Below are 19,185 nucleotides of genomic sequence, written 5' to 3'. Positions count from 1 at the left end.
AAGACTATATGGGGACGGCCGGATTTAAAACAAGCACTATTCACTTTCTAGTTATCCAACCCAGACCCGCCCATTGCGGAATAAGCGCATCCAGGCACCATCTTCATCCCAATCACTGGGCTGCCATGAGTTTTGTACGGCTCTAAATACTCGCTCAGGGTGTGGCATCATAATAGTGACGCGGCCATCATCGCTGCTCACAGCACTAATCCCCATCGGCGAACCGTTAGGGTTGGCAGGATATTGCTCGGTGGTAGCCAGATGATTATCGACATAGCGCATAGCAATCGCACCGCTATCCAGCAAAGCCTGCTGATGTGCCGCATCGGCAAATTCAGCACGACCTTCACCATGGGCAACGGCAACGGGCATATGTGAGCCAGCCATGCCCTGAAACAGGATCGAAGGCGTTTCCTCGACTTTAACCAGTGCTACACGCGCTTCAAACTGATCGGACCGGTTGCGCACAAAGCGTGGCCAGTGATCAGCACCCGGGATCAGTGATTTAAGGTTGGACATCATCTGGCAGCCATTACACACACCCAGACTGAAGGTATCATCGCGATGGAAGAACTGCTGGAACTGGTCTTTGGCACGGCTATTAAACAGGATGGTTTTGGACCAACCTTCACCGGCACCTAACACATCCCCATAGGAGAAGCCGCCACAGGCCGCCAGCGCTTTAAAGGATTCCAGCTCAACCCGGCCGGAGAGAATATCACTCATATGTACATCGACCGCTTCAAAACCGGCACGGTCAAAGGCAGCGGCCATTTCCAGCTGCCCATTAACACCCTGCTCTCGCAATATGGCAGCTTTGGGGCGAGCACCCTTAGCAATATAAGGAGCGGCAATATCCTCATTCTGATCAAAGCTTAAGTGGGTGGATAAACCTGGATTGTCAGCCAATAAACCATCAAACTCTTGCTGTGCGCAATCGGGGTTATCTCTTAATGCCTGAATACGGTAACTGGTCTCACTCCATAGACGCTGGTAGTAGCTGCGATCATTCTCAACCAATGTAGTATCGCCGGAGCGAATTCGCACGGTATCTTCAGTATGCAGGCTACCTATAGCGTGAACGGCATCAGCCAGCCCCGCATCGGCCAATACTTTCATTACCGAGGCTTTATCAGCCGCTTTAATTTGAATCGCTGCACCCAACTCTTCATTAAACAAAGCAGCTACAGCATCTTCCCCCAGCCCCTGAATATCAATATCAATACCACAGTGACCGGCAAAGGCCATTTCAGTTAACGTCGCTAACAAACCACCGTCGGAGCGGTCGTGATAAGCCAATAGTAAATCCGCTTCCAGTAAACTCTGGATAGCCTTAAAGAAGCCCTTTAAATGCTCAGCATTATCAACATCCGCCGCCTGATTACCAATTTGGTTGTAAACCTGAGTCAGGCAACTGGCCCCCATACGGTTTTGACCAAAACCCAAATCAATCAGGACAATCTCAGTATCCCCCTGATCGGTATGCAATTGTGGCGTGACGGTTTTACGCACATCCAGCACCGGCGAGAAGGCAGTGATAATTAACGACATCGGTGATGTCACTGATTTCTCTTTGCCTTTATCTTCCCAGGCGGTGCGCATCGACATAGAGTCTTTCCCGACAGGAATGGTGATACCCAGGGCGGGACATAACTCCATACCCACGGCTTTTACCGTGTCATAGAGTGCTTCATCTTCACCGGGGTGGCCTGCAGCACACATCCAGTTGGCGGATAATTTGATATCGGATAAGGAGCCTATACGCGTGGCTGCAATATTGGTGATCGCCTCACCGATAGCCATCCGTCCGGAGGCTGGACCATCGATCAATGCCATCGGCGTACGCTCACCCATAGCCATCGCTTCACCGGCATTGCTATCAAAAGCGACGGTGGTTACGGCACAATCAGCTACCGGCACCTGCCAGGGGCCAACCATCTGGTCGCGGGCAACCATACCGGTAATCGAGCGGTCACCAATGGTAATCAGAAAGTTTTTACTGGCGACAGTGGGCAGTTGCAAGATGCGTTCTACCGCATCATTCAGGTCAATTCTTGCGGTGCTAAAGCCGGGCTTTTCATAGCGAATACGCTCAATTTCCCGGTGCATTTTGGGCGGCTTGCCAAACAGCACAGACATCGGTAAGTCAACCGGGTTATTGTCAAAGTGGCTATCACCGACTCTGAGATGATGCTCATCAGTAGCCTCACCAACAACCGCATAAGGGCAACGCTCACGCTCACAAATAGCTTCAAACACAGCCAGGTCTTCAGGTTTGACCGCCATCACATAGCGTTCCTGAGATTCGTTGCACCAAATGGCCAGCGGCGACATACTGGGTTCGTCATTGGGCACATTGCGCAATTCAAAGTTACCGCCACGGTTGCCATCTTTAACCAATTCAGGAAAGGCGTTAGATAAACCACCGGCACCCACATCGTGGATAAAGGCAATCGGGTTGTTCTCAGCCATACCCCAGCAGCGGTCAATGACTTCCTGACAGCGGCGTTCAATTTCAGGGTTTTGACGCTGTACCGACGCAAAATCCAAATCTTCACTGGAGCTACCAGAGGCCATACTGGAAGCTGCACCACCACCCAGACCAATCAACATGGCCGGGCCACCCAGAGCAATCAATTTACAACCGGCATCAAACTCCGGCTTATCGACATGTTCGGCTTTTATATTGCCGTAGCCACCCGCTATCATAATGGGCTTGTGATAGCCGCGGCGCTCTATACCGGCCGGGCCATTCACAGTCTCTTCATAAGTACGGAAATAACCATTCAGGTTAGGTCGACCAAATTCGTTATTAAATGCGGCGCCGCCAATAGGGCCTTCCAGCATAATATCCAATGCGGTGACGATACGGTCAGGCTTGCCGTAGTTTAATTCCCAGGGCTGCTGGTAGCCGTCAATTTGCAGGTTAGAGACGGAAAAACCGGTTAAGCCCACTTTGGGTTTGGAGCCTCGACCAACGGCACCTTCATCGCGAATCTCACCACCAGAGCCGGTTCCTGCTCCCGGAAAAGGCGCAATGGCTGTTGGGTGGTTATGGGTTTCAACCTTCATCAACAGATGAATATCTTCCTGGTGATAGGTATAGGTATGGGAATCCGGGTCCGGGTAAAAGCGGCCCGCTTTGCTACCGGCAACCACGGCTGCGTTGTCCGAATAGGCAGACAGGACATTGTCACCACCCAGCTCATTGGTATTTCTAATCATCTTAAACAGGGAGTCATCCTGTTCTTCGCCATCAATGGTCCAGCTGGCGTTAAAGATTTTATGCCGGCAATGCTCTGAGTTGGCCTGGGCAAACATCATCAACTCAACATCGGTTGGGTTGCGCCCCAGCTCAGTGAAGCTGGCAACCAGATACTCAATTTCATCCTCAGCCAGAGCCAGACCTAAATTCACATTGGCCTCAGCCAGAGCGTCTGTGCCACCGCCCATCACGTCCACCAAGGTCATAGGCGTAGGTTCATCATGCGCAAACAAGACCTCAACCTCTTCCAAAGTGTGCATCACTGCATCCACCATGCGGTCATGAATCAACTCGGCAACGGTAGCCAACTGCTCGGCTGACAAGTCCGCACTGGCCGTTATGTAATAAGCAACACCCCGCTCCACCCGGGTGATTTGATCAAGACCTGCGTTATGGGCGATATCGGTGGCCTTGCTGGACCAGGGAGAAATGGTGCCGGGACGCGGCACCACTAATAATAGCTGCCCTTCGGTATTCACCGGGTCGGCTTTGGGGCCATACTGAAGTAATTGAGCCAGCACTTGCTGCTGCTCTTCACTCAGCGCTGAGGCCGAGTCAGTAAAGTGCACAAACTCTGCACTAACACCTGTCAGGCTGGAAATGGAAGACTTAAGCGTATTCAGGAGTTTTTGAATACGAAAATCGGAAAGAGCAGGTGCGCCACGATTAATCAGCATTTTGCGTGAAGGCCTTCTATGAACAAGTGATGGAATGGTCAAGGGCCGCTATTCTACTGGAAGTTGGCGGCAGACTTAAGCCCAGCCAGACGATAATTTCACCCTTTATACTAACTATTGCCAAGACGGCGGCACTATCTGCCTATACACTTAGCCTATGTCACGTAAAACCCCCTTATTATTCAGCGCCCTGCTTCTGCTCAGCTCACTCTGGCTACTCAGCGCCTGTGCAGAAAAAGACCAGCCCAAATCCATTAAAGAGCAAGGCACCCTGCGCATTGTTTCGAGAAATGGCCCAACCACCTACTTTGAAGACCGCACCGGGCCAACCGGCTTTGAATATGAATTGGCGCGCCTGTTTGCCGATTATCTGGAGGTTGAACTGGAGGTCACGGTCTTACACAGCCTGGAAGAAATTTTTGAGTCATTGGAAGAAAACAATGTGCATCTTGCCGCAGCCGGCCTGACGATTACCGAAGAGCGGCAAAAGCGGCTAAATTTCTCCCCGAGTTATATGGAAATTAAACAATATGTGCTGTACCGCTCAGGTACTAACAGACCGAGAAGCCCGGAGGATCTTAGCAACCGTAAAATCACCGTGATGGCAGAAAGCAGCCATAGTGAAATCCTGACGCGGCTAAAGCCAGACTACCCCAAGCTGCAATGGCGCACCGCCACTGATGTTGAAACGGTAGATTTGTTAGATATGCTCACCTCGGGCGAAATCGACTACACCATTCTCGACTCCAATGAATATATCGCCAATCGCGGTTTTTATCCGCGTCTGAATATTGCTTTTGAAATTGGCCAACCTGGCGAACTCGCCTGGGCTTTACCGGGCCAGATTATGACGCCGGGGCTTACCGATGAACTGCAGGCCTTTTTTAAAGTCATCAAAGACAATGGCACCTTGCGGCAACTGGAAGAACGTTTTTATAGCCACAGCGAACAGGTCAACCGGGTTGGCTCACTAACCTTTAATCAGGCCGTTGAACAGCGCCTGCCAAAGTATAAGGAACTGATTGAAGAAATAGCGGAGGAATATGGTATTGATTGGCGTTTACTAGCCTCTATCAGCTATCAGGAGTCGCACTGGAACCCCAGAGCCAGGTCCCCTACCGGGGTCCGCGGTATGATGATGCTAACCCTACCCACCGCAAAAGAAATGAATATTAAAAACCGTCTGGATGCGGAGCAAAGCCTGCGCGGCGGTGCCCGATACTTTAATAAAATTTTGCAACGGCTGCCGGAGCGGGTTAAAGAACCTGACCGCACCTGGTTTGCACTGGCGGCCTACAATGTTGGAACAGGACATTTAGAAGACGCCAGAAAAATTACCGAACGCCGCGGCGGCAACCCGAGTAAATGGGCCGATGTAAAAGATAGCTTACCGCTGCTTAGCAAGCGTCGATGGTATAAGGGAACCAAACATGGCTATGCACGGGGTAATGAACCGGTCACCTATGTGCAGAATATCCGCCATTTTTATAATGTATTAAATTGGACGGATGTATCGAAGAACCGGACGCCACCGCCCCAACAAGTGGAGCAGTATTTACCGGAGTCCTTAAGGACAAATATTAAGACGTTATAGGAAAAAAATGCAACAACGCAGGGAAGGCGCTTAGTGACGTCTTCTACCTATCAAACCCAAACCGGTAAGAGCTGATAAGAATAACCAGGCAGTAGCCGGTACAGGGACAGCTGTCGGTGGTACTGGTGAAAAAGCGAAACCGGGAAGGCCGTTAGTCTCAACACCAGTTCTATTGATCGTACGAATAGAAAACCCGGTACCGTTTTCCCAAACACCGGTTAAAAACCGACCGTCAAACTCAAGCTCAGAAGCCATTATCTCGATAGCGGCATTGCCTCGTAGTACCAAACGGTCAAGGTTTGCCACATTACTCAAACTGACACGGCTGTCTTTTTTAGCAACGATTCTAGTAAAGGAGCCGGTGATAACATTTAATTGACCGGCGCCAGAAACCACAATTTTATCCACTGAGCCACCGTCAACCGTCAGCGTAGCATTATGGCGAACAATAGCCTGCTGCAATACACCGCCTGAGATAATATCCACAGAGCTATCACGTTTGGCTAACAAAAAATCTTCAAGTGCATCATCGATGGTCAGGGTGTTACTGCCTTTCACCACCACCGCATTCGCCAGCGACGGCAGCAGAATTAACACCAGTAGCAAAAAACGTGGGGCAGCCAACAGGGGCCTAAGAGCGGATAAGTTCAAAGTAAAAGTAGTCATCAACATACCTGTCATACAAAAAGTCACTATCAATAATACGCTGGCCAGATAACATGTCAGCCATAAAGTATTGACGGATATTTAATCAGAAGAATAAACAGCGAGAGCTGTGACAAAAAAGCGACGCTGAAAATAGCCGGCGCAATTATAATGATTTATCTGCTTTTAGATCAATCACTTAACAATGCCAACTATTCACACTTTTGCAGTTACAAAGTATGATTTATGACCAAAGAAGCAGAATCATCAATCGATGCAAAATAATAAATCTAAGGGAATCCTGCCAGAGGCTAGTTGAGTGTATCTAAACCCGCCTGAGAGCAAGCAATATCCTGTTCTTGAGAACCGCCACCCACACCAATGGCACCCACTACTTCGCCATCAATAATAATCGGCAGACCACCGCCCAGCATCACCACTCGATCAAAACTGATTAGACTGGTCATTTGCGGCGCCTGGTCTTTCATTGCTTCCGCCAACTCGCCACTACCCAGTCCCATAAGTGCCGTATAAGCCTTGGCCTGACTGGCTCCCATAGCCACATGCACCGCACCATCCATACAACCATAGGCTTTCAGTGAACCCTGACGATCAAGTACAGAGACCACGGCATTGATACCCGCCGCTTCAGCTTGTTTGATGGCAGCAGCTACCATGGTGGCGGCTGCGCTATAAGAAATTTGTTTGCTTTGAAATATTGCCGACATACAGGCTTAACCTCTCATTATTATTAATATCACGGCGGAGCCCTTAGCGGTCCGCTTTACTACCACCCAGGCAATCAGGTGACTCTGGCGCTAAAGCCTCACGCTGCTGCCACTCGTCCGGGGTATAAGTATGCAGCGCTAAAGCATGAACAGGGCCGGCCAACTCTTCAGCCACCACTTTGTAAATCATTTGATGCCGAGCCACGCTGCGCTTACCGTTAAAATCATTCGAGATGGCGGTCACTTTAAAATGCGTTTCTGAATTTGCGGGCACATTGTGCATATGACTTTCGTTGACCACCTCAAGATGCTCAACTGACAATTGCGCCAATAGTTTCTCTTCAATATCCGATTGAATACTCATATCACTCCAGCCAGGCCCGTTTACGATAGCGGCGACAGTATAAATTCGATCCCGTGGATTTAATAGCCTTAAATCCATGTACATATCGCCACAAAAAATGATTAAAAAGTGAGCGGCTTATCAACTTCGCCCGTATATACACTAATCACGATTGCCACTGGGTTTTAGCCATGAAGAACTCACCTTTGTTAACACTGTCTTTCTTTTTTGTCTTTCTTTTAGCGGGAGCTACAACGATGGCCAGCAATACTGAGCAACCCAAGTATCAGACTCTGGAAAAAAACGGCAATATTGAAATCCGCCGCTACCAACCGATGATTATGGCGGTGACTTACTCTAGCCGTGGCGGTGGTTTCCAACAGTTGGCCGGCTATATTTTTGGCGGCAATGAAAGTAATCAAAAGATTGCCATGACCGCCCCCGTCGCCAACCAGGCCACCGATGAAGGCTGGCAGACAGCCTTTATGATGCCCAGCCAATACCAGCTCACTGACCTGCCTGAACCGGAATCGGATAATATTCAATTTATTGAAGTCCCTGCCAGAACAATGGCCGTGATTGTTTTCCCCGGCTGGGTCAACCGCAGCTCCGTGAACAAAAACCGGCAAGCGCTACAAGACTATTTGCAAGAGCAAGGGATAGAGACCGAGGGTGAGCCCATCATCAACCAATATAATGACCCCTGGACACCTGCAGCCAGACGAACCAATGAAATCCAGTTACAGTTAAGTGGCGAAGCACATTGGGCCCCTGCCAGCACAGACGCTCGCCAGGAAACCGCCGCAGCAATGTGACCTGGTAGTGACTTTTAGCGGCTAACAGCTCTATTCAGGCCCTGATTAGCCCCTTAATAGCCGTATTGTATAAAATCTCTTCTATACTCAATATCAGTATAAACTGGTCACAGAGTGATAAAGAGCCGAACCATGGATCAACCCCTTTTCGATATTATATTCACCGGGCAACTGGTGGAAGGCACCGATACCGATAGCGCTAAAAGCAATCTGGCGACCTTGTTTAAAACGTCAGCAGACAATGTTGAAAAAATCTTTAATGGTAAACCCCAGGCCTTAAAACGCGGCGTGGATAAAGCCCAGGCCCTAAAATATAAGGCAGCACTGCACAAGGCGGGTTTGCTGGTTGCTTTTAAAGCGCATCAGGCCGCTAGCGAGGCTCCGGCAGCTAAGCCTCAAGCCCCTGAACAAAGCCAATATCAACCCCCACAACAGGCCCCACAACACCCCTCACAACAAGCAGAAACAGCCGCAGCCCCTGCACAGAAGGCTGAGGATGATTGGTCGTTGGCGCCTGCGGGCAGTGATTTACTCAAGGACAATGAGCGACAGCAGAGCCCAGAGGTAGCCGTCGATACCAGTAATATTAAAATGGTATCGGCCTTTATGGAGCCAGAGCCGGAAGTAAAAGCCGTGCCCCCGGCACCGGATACTCGCCATCTTTCAGCGGCAGCCGTCGGCGAAGACCTGTTGACTGAAAAACCTGAAGCCCCACCCCCTCTTCCCCTTAATCTGGATAACATCAGCCTGGCCCCTGCTGGCACCGAGCTGGAACAACTGCAAGATCAACGGCCTCCGTTAGACCCTGATATCAGCGGTATTAGCATCGCCGAGGCCGGTGCCGATCTGCTCGAAGGCCAGGTCAAGCCACCCCCACCTCCCGCACCAAATACGGACCATATGTCGGTCGCTGGCGATAAATAACCCAAAGCTATTTTCTGCCCCTATTACGACCTGTCGTGCATAAATACTACTTAAGTCTTATTGGCCATTGCGCCAAGTGAGTGTAGGCTTACCTGTAAACGCACCAGAATATGCAGGCTTTCGCCATGTTTCACAAGGGCATACTTCAACCCTTGAATATAGCGAATAAGAATAATGAAATAGCTATGATTAGTCGGGTATTTTGTCTAAGTTTATAGGCCAGACTAATCATTAAGGAGAAGTAATGGAGCCAATGGGTCGGCGGCTTTTTATCACGGTTTATCGTCTATTGAGCACCTTGGTGCTCAGAGCTAACTCTGTACCTAAACTGTCCATCGGATTTGTTATCACTCTGGCTTTGGCTGCCATCAGCACTAGCGCCACCGCCGTGGCCGAGGGGCTTTATCTTGCCCCTGATCAAGCGACATCCACCGCATTTTACCAACAATTTCGCCAGACCTCGTCCAATAGAGCCAACAACGGCAGCAAGAGTTTGTTAGAACAGGTTATGCCCAAACGGGTTTTACTTGAACCACTGGTAGACACCCATGATCAGGAAGATGACCTGGCCTTTAATTATCTGTGGCTGCAACAACATCAGCAGGGCTACTCTCGTCGAGAGGGCGGGGCTGCCGCCGGTAAATTACTGCGTATGGGGATTAAATCCTTGTATAAAAGCTACTCCGGCAGTGGCACGATTAATACCAATAACCACGATGATTCCGATTTTAAAAGCAAGGCCGCCGACGTTGATTACCGACTACGGCTTTCAAGTGACAAAGTGAAGCTCAAGGTAGAGTACGAATTTTAGCAGCCTGTTGGCTGGCCCCTAACCGCAATTGTACTCAGCAGGGGTTCTGCTAGAATAGCGCCAAAATTCATTGCCCTGCCCTGTTATGTCTGATCCCCAAACTGAATTACCCACCGCTGGCGTTATCAAACGACTGGCCGCTATGGTTTACGACTCGCTATTAATCTTTGGCCTGTTATTTACGGCAACTATCCCTACCCTGTTTTTTCAAAGCGATCAAGCGCTGGATAAAAATAACGAACAGGTAGTCCATGAATTACCCACGCTGGTTGATGGCTGGCCCTTCCAGCTCTATTTGCTGCTGGTTTATATCAGCTTTTTCTGCTGGTTCTGGAGAAAGAATGGCCAGACTCTGGGTATGCAGGCCTGGCGTTTACATGTGGTAGATAAGCAGGGGCAACGTATTTCACTCAAACAATGCCTACAGCGAATTGCGGGGGCCTTTATCTCTGCTGCTTGTCTGGGAGCGGGTTACTGGTGGATATGGTTCGATAAAGATAATTTGGCCTGGCATGATCACTGGTCGCAGTCGCGCATTGTGGTTCGCCCGAAACAGAAATAGCCCGTAAGCGGCTAATCAGCGAGCCTTGCGTAAAAACCAAAAGCCGATCACCAGGCAAATCATAATGGGAACTAAAGAAGCGTAGATCGGCTGAAAACCATAGACCATACTGGCCGGTGCCAACATATCCTGGGCAGTTTTAAACACGATACCTACCAGTACGCCAATAAAAATCCGAAAACCCATTGTCACTTCTCGCAATGGGCCAAACACAAAAGAAATAGCAATCAATACCAGAGTGACAGCTGACAAGGGCTGCAATACCTTTTTCCAAAACGCCAATCGATAAGGGCCATTATTTAAGCCCTGCCCCGCCAAATAATTTGAGTACTGCCACAAACCGGAAATCGATAAATGGGCGGGATCCAGAATCAACAAATTCAGTAATTTAGGGGAGAGATCGGTACGCCATTCTTTTGAGGCAATCGCACCGCTGTCGATACGGTCCTCCTGCAGACGGCTTTCCAACACATCTTCCAGCAGCCAATGATCACGCTGATAAATCGCTCGTTCGGCATAAAGGGTATTTAGCAGACGACGTTTATCGTCAAAACTATAGATGGTAACGCCGTACAAAATACCGTTGGGCTGCACCACACTAAAATGCATAAATTGATTGCCTTCACGGTGCCAAAGGCCCTGACGGCTGACCACATTTTCAGATTTACGCAGCGCAATAGCGCGCTCACTCTGTGCAATACTTTCGCTATAGGGAGCCACATACTCACTGATTAGCATACCCACCACCATAATCATCAGCGCGGGGCGCATCACCATCCACACCACCCGCCCGGTCGAGACACCCGCACTGCGCATCACGACCAGTTCACTGTTATTGGCCAGCGCCCCCAAACCGGCCAGACAGCCAACCAGGGTGGCAAAGGGCAGTAATTCAAAGATAAAACCTGGCACTGAATAAATAACAAACCAAAGTGCTGCTGCAAAGTCATACTGCTGCTGCAAGTCGCCGGTTTCATCAATGATAGCGGCGATCACATAAAAACCTAATAACACCATCAACACCAGCAAGATACTGGCGGCAATCACTGACGAAATATAACGGCTTAACTTAGTCATCAATTATTGCCCCGCGACTGTATCAACGGGTTTGGCGGCTGATGCTCGCAACCGCCGCCAACCATCAGCACCAAACAGCAAACCCAGGGCAATCAGTAAAAAGATACCATGCACCCACCACATGCCAAGCTCTAAAGGAATTTTTTCTTTCTCAATACCATCCCTCGCCGCATTTAATGACACCACATAAACAATATAAATCAGAAAAGCCGGTAACATTTTTACATAGCGGCCACGACGATGACTGGTTTTACTTAAGGCCTGTGCGATCAGTGCAATAATCGGCACCAAAATACCCAAGGAGATGCGCCATTGCAGCGTGGCCTTGTCTTCCAAATCATCCGAGGCCATCAGTTGCTCGGTACTGCGGGCATCGGCTTTTTTATAACTGTTGCGCTGCAGTTCAGGCTCTTTAACTAACTGGCCAAACTGTTCAAAGGCGGTCACTCTGAACTCCTGACTGCCGGGCTTGCCGGTATATTGAAAGCCATTTTCCAACACCAGGTAGCGCGCATTATGTTGCTCAACATTTTGTATGGTGCCGCGTTCGGCCAGTACCACCGAGAGTTTTTTACCCCCTTCGCGGGCGCGTGATTGCTCAGCGGAAAACACCTCTTCCATCACCTGCCTGCCGTCATCCATACGTTCGATATAAGTCACTCGCCCTGATTTTTCATCCAGCCTGAACCTGCCGGCCACTAATAATTCTAAACCGCTGGAGTTTTTAGCATCTTCAAAAATCTCCTGCACCTTGGCGATACCCGCAGGGCTAACTGATAGGCTAAGCCAGGCAACTAACAGTGCAACAAAGGCGGAAGGCACCAGAGTATAAAGCGCAAGACGACGGGTAGATAAACCACAGGCCGACATCACCGTCATTTCGCTTTCAACATAGAGCCGGCCATAGGCCAGTAAGATGGCGATAAACAAGCCCAAAGGTAATACCAGCTCCAGAAAGCTGGGCAGACGGTAAGCCATAATGCTAAACACCACATCCGGGGCCAAATCCCCGGAGGCTGCTTGAGCCAGATATTTAACAAAACGTCCGCTCATAACAATCACCAATAAGGTAGCTGTCACAGCAACCATGGTGATAAAGATTTCTCTCGCTAGATAGCGGAAAAGAATCATGGATAAATAAGTCCCTGAATTATTTTTTTGGAGCCTTTTAACCTCAACGGCGAGCCAGTACACTATGGCGCCATCAGGAGTGCGAAAGCATTATCTATTAAACTTTTTATTTAAGCCAATCAAGTATCAAAGGAAGCCCTATGGATGTCATCGTCAAAGCTGTTACCGAGCCCGAAGCACTGCGCAGTCAATGCATCATTACCCCTGTCTTTGCTGATGGAAAATTATCCAAAGCGGCCAAACGTTTAAACAAAGCCAGTGGTGGCGTTATTCAGGCCATGGTTAAACGGGGCGATATCTCCGGTAAAGCCGGTGAAACACTGTTATTGCCAGCTATCTCCGGGGTCAAGGCAGACCGCGTACTCTTACTCGGTTGCGGCACCGGCAAACAACTGGCCGAAGCGGATTTCCGCAAACTCATTAGCGCCGGACTTAAGGGCGCTAGCAGCAACAAGCTGAAAGACAGCTGCCTGCTGTTGGACGAGATTTCTGTGCAGGGCCGTGATGCGGCATGGATGGCAGGCCAGGTAGCTATAGCCGGTGGCAGCGCCAACTACCGCTACAGCGAAACCCTGAGCAAGCCAAAGCCCGCAGCCACCCTGAAACGAGTGACGCTCTCCAGCAAAACCGATAAGCAGAGCAAAGCCTCAGCCGCCCAGGGTAAAGCGATTGCCCTGGGGATGAATGTCGCCAAAGAACTGGGTAATCTACCGGGTAATATTTGTACACCCAGCTACTTAGCCAAGCAGGCCAAGGCCTTGGGCAGAAAGCATAAGAACCTTTCCGTAACCGTGGTAGAAGAAAAGAAAATGCGTGAGCTTGGCATGGGCTCTTTGTTATCGGTCACCGCCGGTACCGACCAACCCGCCAAGCTGATTGTGATGGAATATAAAGGCGCCGCCAAAAGCCAAAAGCCCCATGCACTGGTTGGCAAAGGCATCACCTTTGATAGCGGCGGTATCAGCCTTAAGCCTGGCGCGGCCATGGACGAAATGAAATACGATATGTGCGGTGCAGCCAGTGTGATGGGCACCATGACCGCCATCACCGCGCTGAAACTGCCCATCAATGTCGTCGCGGTTATCGCCGCTGCGGAAAATCTGCCCAACGGCAATGCCACCAAGCCCGGTGATGTGGTCACCAGCATGTCTGGCCAGACCATCGAAGTATTAAATACCGATGCCGAAGGCCGACTGGTGCTTTGTGACGCCCTCACCTATGTGGAAAAATTTAAACCGCAATCGGTAATTGATATTGCTACCCTGACCGGTGCCTGCGTGGTTGCACTGGGTAAACATGCTTCAGGGCTTTACAGCAACGAAGATGATTTTGCTGAAGAGCTACTGGACGCCGGTAAGCATATTGGTGACAAAGCCTGGCATATGCCGCTGTGGGATGAATACCAATCCCAACTCAACAGTAATTTTGCCGATATTGCTAATATTGGCGGTCCCGGTGGTGGCAGCATCACTGCCGCTTGCTTCCTGTCCCGCTTTGCAAAAAATATGCGCTGGGCGCATATGGATATTGCAGGCACAGCCTGGAACTCTGGCGGTAACAAAGGCGCTACCGGTCGCCCGGTTGGCCTGTTAACTCAATATTTGATCAACAAAAGCGGTAAGTAAGGCGGATGACCAAGGTCAAGTTTTATATCTTGCCCGGAGACAGTAGCGAACAGCGACAGCTGTTTGCCTGCCGCCTGGCTGAAAAAGCCTTTAAGATGGGCCACTCCATTTATATCCATAGCAGCGACAAGGCCGAGGCTGAGGCTATCGATCAATTAATGTGGTCCTGGCGCAATAGCAGTTTTATGCCACACCAACTTGAAGCCGAACAGGCCAGCGCTCACCCGGTGGTCAATATCGGTTATCAACAGGGCCAGGGCTCTTCTGCGCAATTAAATGGCTTGCTGATCAATCTATCCCAGACCGTGCCTGATTTTTTTAGTCGCTTTGAGACGGTCTCGGAAATTGTGGTGCAATCCCCCGCCGTTACCGAGGCCACCCGCAGCCATTACCGTTTCTACCGGGATCGGGGTTACCCTTTGGAAAACCACGATATGCGACAATAATCTATGCTTATTAATCCATGACCATCAACAGTAGCCATCAGTACCGGACCGCAACATGAGTAGTAACAAAGACCCACAGTCATCCTCTGCAAAAACCTCAAAAGGCGATTTACTCGACGAGCTGGAATCGATTAAAGGCTTGCTGGATGACGATCTGGATATTGATATCCCCATCCTTGATGATGTGGTGAATGACGACAGCCAACTGCACACTGAGGCCAGCCAAACAGACGCAGACACCGGCCTGCTGGATATCGACCGTATCTTTGATGACGGACTTGAGCATAACCAGGAGGCCACCCTGGCCGGCAGTTTAAACCTGGACCAACTCAACCCAAATATCACCATCCCCGACTTTAAATTGGAAACCAGCACTGTCGATGACACAGAAAACACTGCACCAACCACTGAGCCGCTAAACCCTGAAGACCCCGACTACGAGGAAGAACAGGAAGAAATGTTTGCCGAGTTTGAAATGGCCCGGCACCGGCTCACACTGAGGAAGCCTCTAACGAGGTGGATATAGATCTTCTGATACAGGAGATCGTTGATGAATTTATCCCCGCGATTGAGGATGAATTACGCCAGCGTTTGTCACAATGCTCCCCCGCCGTTATTAAAAGCCTCGCACAGAAGCATCTGAGTGAATAAGTACAGAACCCAGTAACAATTACAGCCCGTAGGGTGGATTATAATCCACCGTTTATAGCAGCCCATGGCTGGGTTTGGTGGATTGTAATCCACCCTACGATGACGAGAACTTGAAGAGTGGCGGCTTGAGCGTATCCTGCCACCAATACTCAGCCACTTCTTCCACCCCATATCCACCTTAATTCCCCCTTTAGTGCGTATTCCCACCCTCTGGCGGTTTTCTGACTAGCGATAACTCTTTATACTAGCGTCCCCTTTTTATACGAAGAAGCCCGACACTGATGGATAAAACATTCCAACCCTCTGATATCGAAACCAAGTGGTACCAAAACTGGGAACAAAAAGGCTATTTTGCCCCCAGCGGTGAAGGTGAGCCCTACTGCATTATGATCCCGCCGCCGAATGTCACCGGCAGCCTGCATATGGGGCATGGTTTTCAAGAAACCATTATGGATGTGTTAATCCGTTACAACCGGATGAAAGGCAACAACACCCTCTGGCAGGTAGGCACCGACCATGCCGGTATTGCCACCCAAATGGTGGTAGAACGCCAACTGGAAGCACAGGGCATCAAACGCAAAGAACTGGGCCGGGATAAGTTTATTGAGAAAGTTTGGGAGTGGAAGGAAGAAAGCGGCGGCAATATCACCCAGCAGCTGCGCCGTATGGCCGCCTCAGCGGATTGGTCACGGGAACGCTTCACCATGGACGAAGGCCTGTCTAACGCCGTACAGGAAGTGTTTGTGCGCCTCTATGAAGAAGACCTGATTTACCGTGGCACCCGGCTGGTTAACTGGGACCCGGTACTGCATACCGCCGTCTCAGATCTTGAAGTCATCTCCGAAGAAGAGAATGGCTTCCTCTGGCACCTGCATTACCCACTAGCTGACGGCTCTGGCCAATTAACCGTCGCAACCACACGCCCCGAAACCATGTTGGGCGACTCCGCTGTAGCGGTTAACCCCAATGATGAGCGTTATCAGGGCCTGATCGGCAAAATGATCAAACTGCCCTTAACAGACCGTGAAATTCCCATTATCGCCGATGACTATGTCGATATGGAATTTGGCACCGGCTGCGTCAAAATCACCCCCGCCCATGACTTCAATGACTACGAAATGGGTAAGCGCCACAACCTGCCGATGATTAACGTCCTGACCGACAATGCCGCCATGAATAAAAACGTTCCCGAAGCCTATCAGGGCATGGACCGTTTTGATTGCCGCAAACAAGTGGTAGCGGATTTAGACGCTCAGGGGCTGCTGGACAAAATTGATGACCATAAACTCAAAGTACCCCGCGGTGATCGCTCGGGTGTTGTTATCGAGCCTTATCTGACAGATCAATGGTATGTCGATGCCAAGACACTGGCTAAACCAGCCATTGCCGCAGTTGAAAATGGCGATATCGAATTTGTGCCCAAGCAGTATGAAAATATCTACTTCTCCTGGATGCGGGATATTCAGGATTGGTGTATTTCACGGCAACTGTGGTGGGGCCACCGTATCCCAGCCTGGTATGACGAAGACGGTAAAGTCTATGTGGGCCGCAATGAAGCAGAAGTGCGGGCCAAACATGGCCTGGGCGATCAAACTCTGCGTCAGGATGATGATGTACTGGATACCTGGTTTTCTTCCGCACTGTGGACATTCTCCACTCTGGGCTGGCCAGAAGACACCAAAGAACTCGCCACTTTCCACCCAACCAATGTGTTAGTGACCGGCTTTGATATTATTTTCTTCTGGGTCGCCAGAATGATTATGATGACACTGCACTTTAAAGAAGAAGTGCCCTTTAAGCAGGTTTATGTTCACGGTTTGGTCAGGGATGCCGAAGGGCAGAAAATGTCCAAGTCCAAAGGTAACGTGTTAGACCCCATCGATCTGATTGATGGTATCGACCTTGAACAACTGGTTAGCAAACGCACCAGCGGCATGATGCAACCGCAACTGGCCAAAAAAGTTGAAAAATCAACGCGCAAGCAGTTTCCTGAAGGTATTGCCGCTTATGGTACCGATGCCCTGCGTTTTACCTACTACTCGTTGGCTTCTACCGGCCGCGATATTAAGTTTGATATGGGCCGTATTGAAGGCTACCGCAACTTTTGTAATAAAATCTGGAACGCCGCCCGCTATGTGCTGATGAATACTGAAGATCAGGATTGTGGTCAGGATGGCAGCAGCGATCACGAAGTCACACTGGCTGATCGCTGGATTATTTCCCGCTTACAACGTACCGAGCAGGAAGTAGCGGAAGCGATTGCACAATACCGCTTTGATTTGGCCTCACAGGCGCTCTACGAGTTTATCTGGAACGAGTACTGTGATTGGTACCTTGAGCTGTCTAAACCCGTGCTATGGGACGACAATGCCTCTGCGGCACTGAAAAAAGGCACACGCCGCACATTAATCAGAGTATTAGAAACCACGCTGCGCCTGTTGCACCCTTTTATGCCATTTATCACTGAAGAAATCTGGCAGCGTGTTGCACCCTTGGCAGGTAAAACCAACAGCGGCGATGACGCCACTGTGATGTTGCAACCCTACCCTGAGCTAAACGAAAACTATGTTGACCCTCAGGCAGAAGCCGATATTGAATGGGTCAAAGGCGTGATTGAAGGCGTGCGTAATATTCGCGGTGAGATGAATATCTCCCCCGCCAAAGCCATTCCCATTTTAATCAACAATGGTAACGATGAAGACCAGAGAAGATTAGAAGAAAACCGCCAGTTCCTCATGACTCTGGCCAAATTGGAAACGATCACCTGGCTAGCCGACGGTGATCAAGCGCCTATGTCCGCTACATCGCTGGTCGAGCAAATGGAAATTTTGGTACCGATGGCCGGGCTGATTGATAAAGCTGCGGAAACAGCTCGTCTCGGCAAAGAGATTGAAAAATTGCAGAAGGATCTGGACCGCATCACCGGCAAGTTGAGCAACCCCAAGTTTGTCGATAAAGCACCCGCAGATGTCGTCAATAAAGAGAAAGAAAAACAAGCGGCCCAGCAGCAATCTCTGGATAAGTTACAACAGCAGTTAGAGCAGATCAATGCGCTTTAATTGTTCTTCCCAAGCTTTGCTAGACAACTGTCTCGCAAGGCTTACGGGAAAGTTTTTCAGCAAATAGCTAGACAAGTCTGATTGTCTGGCGGTACTATTTGACTCAAGTTTTTTGCAGTTGATTAATAGACTAATAACAATAATTAAATCCAGACTGATTAGCACAAGTGATTTAAGTCATGTTGTAAACAGTAGTCGTCAACAGTAGCAACAATAACAACAATAACAACAATAACAACAGGCTATGGCTGACAAAGAAAACAACTCGACCCAAACCCCAATAAGGCCGTTTTTCTTTTAATACCCAATAGCCAAAGAATATTCAAACCGGGTTTGTTAAGCCAGCGTACTCGCTTGCTAGCAACCGCCCTGTTTGCTTATAGAAGGTAGTATAACTGCCTGCTTTCCCTCGGGACACGCTTTTCGTTTACAAAGCTTGCCCCAACATCAGTACGGCGCAATATTGTCGCAGAACAATAGCAGTACTGTTATTAGCAACTAACAATAAAAATTGAATACTGCAAAGAGGATTAATTTAATGTCAGATCGTGTAACCGGGACGGTAAAATGGTTTAACAACGCTAAAGGCTTTGGGTTTATCACTCAGGAGCAAGGCGACGATGTTTTTGTTCACTTTCGCTCAATTACTGGCGAAGGTTATAAGACATTGGATGAAGGCCAGCAAGTAGAATTTGCTCTATCAGAAGGGCCAAAAGGTTTTCAGGCTGAAGAAGTGTGCAAGGTATAAGCAACGTCTGCCAGCGACTATAAAAAAGGCCAACTAGTGTTGGCCTTTTTCCGTTATACAGTGCGCTGATATCACAATTTCGGC

At 49.5% G+C, this 19,185-nt stretch carries 17 protein-coding genes; 11 read left to right on the top strand and 6 right to left on the bottom strand.

From position 1 onward, the window contains the following. Positions 1-51: 51 nt before the first annotated feature. The gene (gene purL / locus BST96_RS15430; RefSeq protein WP_085759563.1) at positions 52-3,942 is read right to left on the bottom strand and encodes a phosphoribosylformylglycinamidine synthase; all 3,891 of its coding nucleotides are present in this window, start codon (positions 3,940-3,942) and stop codon (positions 52-54) included. Positions 3,943-4,099: 157 nt separating this feature from the next. On the opposite strand from purL, the gene mltF reads away from it, so the two are divergent. Then, a complete protein-coding gene (mltF, locus tag BST96_RS15425) occupies positions 4,100-5,536 on the top strand; it encodes a membrane-bound lytic murein transglycosylase MltF (RefSeq protein ID WP_085759562.1) in 1,437 nt (478 codons plus the stop codon). Between the two features lie 30 nt (positions 5,537-5,566). On the opposite strand, the gene BST96_RS15420 is transcribed toward mltF, so the two are convergent. The 3 genes from BST96_RS15420 to BST96_RS15410 all read right to left on the bottom strand — a co-directional run bounded on the left by BST96_RS15420 (position 5,567) and on the right by BST96_RS15410 (position 7,273). After that, positions 5,567-6,202 (bottom strand): VPLPA-CTERM sorting domain-containing protein, encoded by a 636-nt coding sequence (locus BST96_RS15420; protein ID WP_085759561.1) that lies wholly within the window; start codon positions 6,200-6,202, stop codon positions 5,567-5,569. 290 nt (positions 6,203-6,492) lie between these two features. Further along, positions 6,493-6,909, bottom strand: a complete 417-nt coding sequence (locus BST96_RS15415; protein WP_085759560.1) for a GlcG/HbpS family heme-binding protein — start codon at positions 6,907-6,909, stop codon at positions 6,493-6,495. A 43-nt stretch (positions 6,910-6,952) separates the two neighbouring features. Continuing rightward, complete coding sequence (locus BST96_RS15410; RefSeq protein ID WP_085760556.1) at positions 6,953-7,273, bottom strand: BolA family protein; 321 nt, start codon at positions 7,271-7,273, stop codon at positions 6,953-6,955. 170 nt (positions 7,274-7,443) lie between these two features. Between BST96_RS15410 and BST96_RS15405 the strand changes: the two genes are divergently transcribed. The 4 genes from BST96_RS15405 to BST96_RS15390 all read left to right on the top strand — a co-directional run bounded on the left by BST96_RS15405 (position 7,444) and on the right by BST96_RS15390 (position 10,364). Further along, on the top strand, positions 7,444-8,067 hold the full coding sequence (locus BST96_RS15405) for an SOUL family heme-binding protein (protein WP_085759559.1): 624 nt from the start codon (positions 7,444-7,446) through the stop codon (positions 8,065-8,067). Between the two features lie 132 nt (positions 8,068-8,199). Beyond that, the gene (locus BST96_RS15400; protein WP_085759558.1) at positions 8,200-8,991 is read left to right on the top strand and encodes a hypothetical protein; all 792 of its coding nucleotides are present in this window, start codon (positions 8,200-8,202) and stop codon (positions 8,989-8,991) included. Positions 8,992-9,235: 244 nt separating this feature from the next. Next, a complete protein-coding gene (locus tag BST96_RS15395) occupies positions 9,236-9,802 on the top strand; it encodes a hypothetical protein (protein ID WP_085759557.1) in 567 nt (188 codons plus the stop codon). Positions 9,803-9,887: 85 nt separating this feature from the next. Further along, entirely contained in the window at positions 9,888-10,364 is a 477-nt protein-coding gene (locus tag BST96_RS15390) for an RDD family protein (RefSeq protein ID WP_085759556.1), read from the top strand. A 15-nt stretch (positions 10,365-10,379) separates the two neighbouring features. On the opposite strand, the gene lptG is transcribed toward BST96_RS15390, so the two are convergent. Both lptG and lptF read right to left on the bottom strand, forming a co-directional pair. Further along, positions 10,380-11,441 carry an LPS export ABC transporter permease LptG gene (gene lptG, locus BST96_RS15385; RefSeq protein ID WP_085759555.1) on the bottom strand — a complete coding sequence of 354 codons (1,062 nt, stop codon included), beginning with the start codon at positions 11,439-11,441 and terminating at the stop codon, positions 10,380-10,382. Positions 11,442-11,444: 3 nt separating this feature from the next. Beyond that, positions 11,445-12,572, bottom strand: coding sequence for an LPS export ABC transporter permease LptF (lptF, locus tag BST96_RS15380; protein WP_085759554.1), 1,128 nt, complete (start codon positions 12,570-12,572; stop codon positions 11,445-11,447). A 140-nt stretch (positions 12,573-12,712) separates the two neighbouring features. Between lptF and BST96_RS15375 the strand changes: the two genes are divergently transcribed. From BST96_RS15375 to BST96_RS15355, 6 genes are all read left to right on the top strand, one after another. Then, a complete protein-coding gene (locus tag BST96_RS15375; protein WP_085759553.1) occupies positions 12,713-14,197 on the top strand; it encodes a leucyl aminopeptidase in 1,485 nt (494 codons plus the stop codon). A 5-nt stretch (positions 14,198-14,202) separates the two neighbouring features. Then, entirely contained in the window at positions 14,203-14,643 is a 441-nt protein-coding gene (locus tag BST96_RS15370; protein ID WP_085759552.1) for a DNA polymerase III subunit chi, read from the top strand. Positions 14,644-14,698: 55 nt separating this feature from the next. Next, positions 14,699-15,169, top strand: a complete 471-nt coding sequence (locus BST96_RS15365) for a hypothetical protein (protein WP_085759551.1) — start codon at positions 14,699-14,701, stop codon at positions 15,167-15,169. Beyond that, entirely contained in the window at positions 15,160-15,294 is a 135-nt protein-coding gene (locus BST96_RS21330) for a hypothetical protein (protein WP_276206919.1), read from the top strand. Before BST96_RS15365 ends, BST96_RS21330 begins: the two co-directional genes overlap by 10 nt. A gap of 281 nt (positions 15,295-15,575) precedes the next feature. Beyond that, positions 15,576-18,353, top strand: coding sequence for a valine--tRNA ligase (locus BST96_RS15360; protein WP_085759550.1), 2,778 nt, complete (start codon positions 15,576-15,578; stop codon positions 18,351-18,353). Between the two features lie 538 nt (positions 18,354-18,891). Continuing rightward, positions 18,892-19,101: a cold-shock protein gene (locus BST96_RS15355; RefSeq protein WP_085759549.1), complete on the top strand. Its 210-nt coding sequence runs from the start codon at positions 18,892-18,894 to the stop codon at positions 19,099-19,101. The last annotated feature ends 84 nt before the right edge of the window (positions 19,102-19,185 follow it).

Source organism: Oceanicoccus sagamiensis (genome assembly GCF_002117105.1).
Lineage (GTDB): Bacteria > Pseudomonadota > Gammaproteobacteria > Pseudomonadales > Dasaniaceae > Oceanicoccus > Oceanicoccus sagamiensis.
This window is presented reverse-complemented; position numbering and strand designations above follow the sequence as displayed.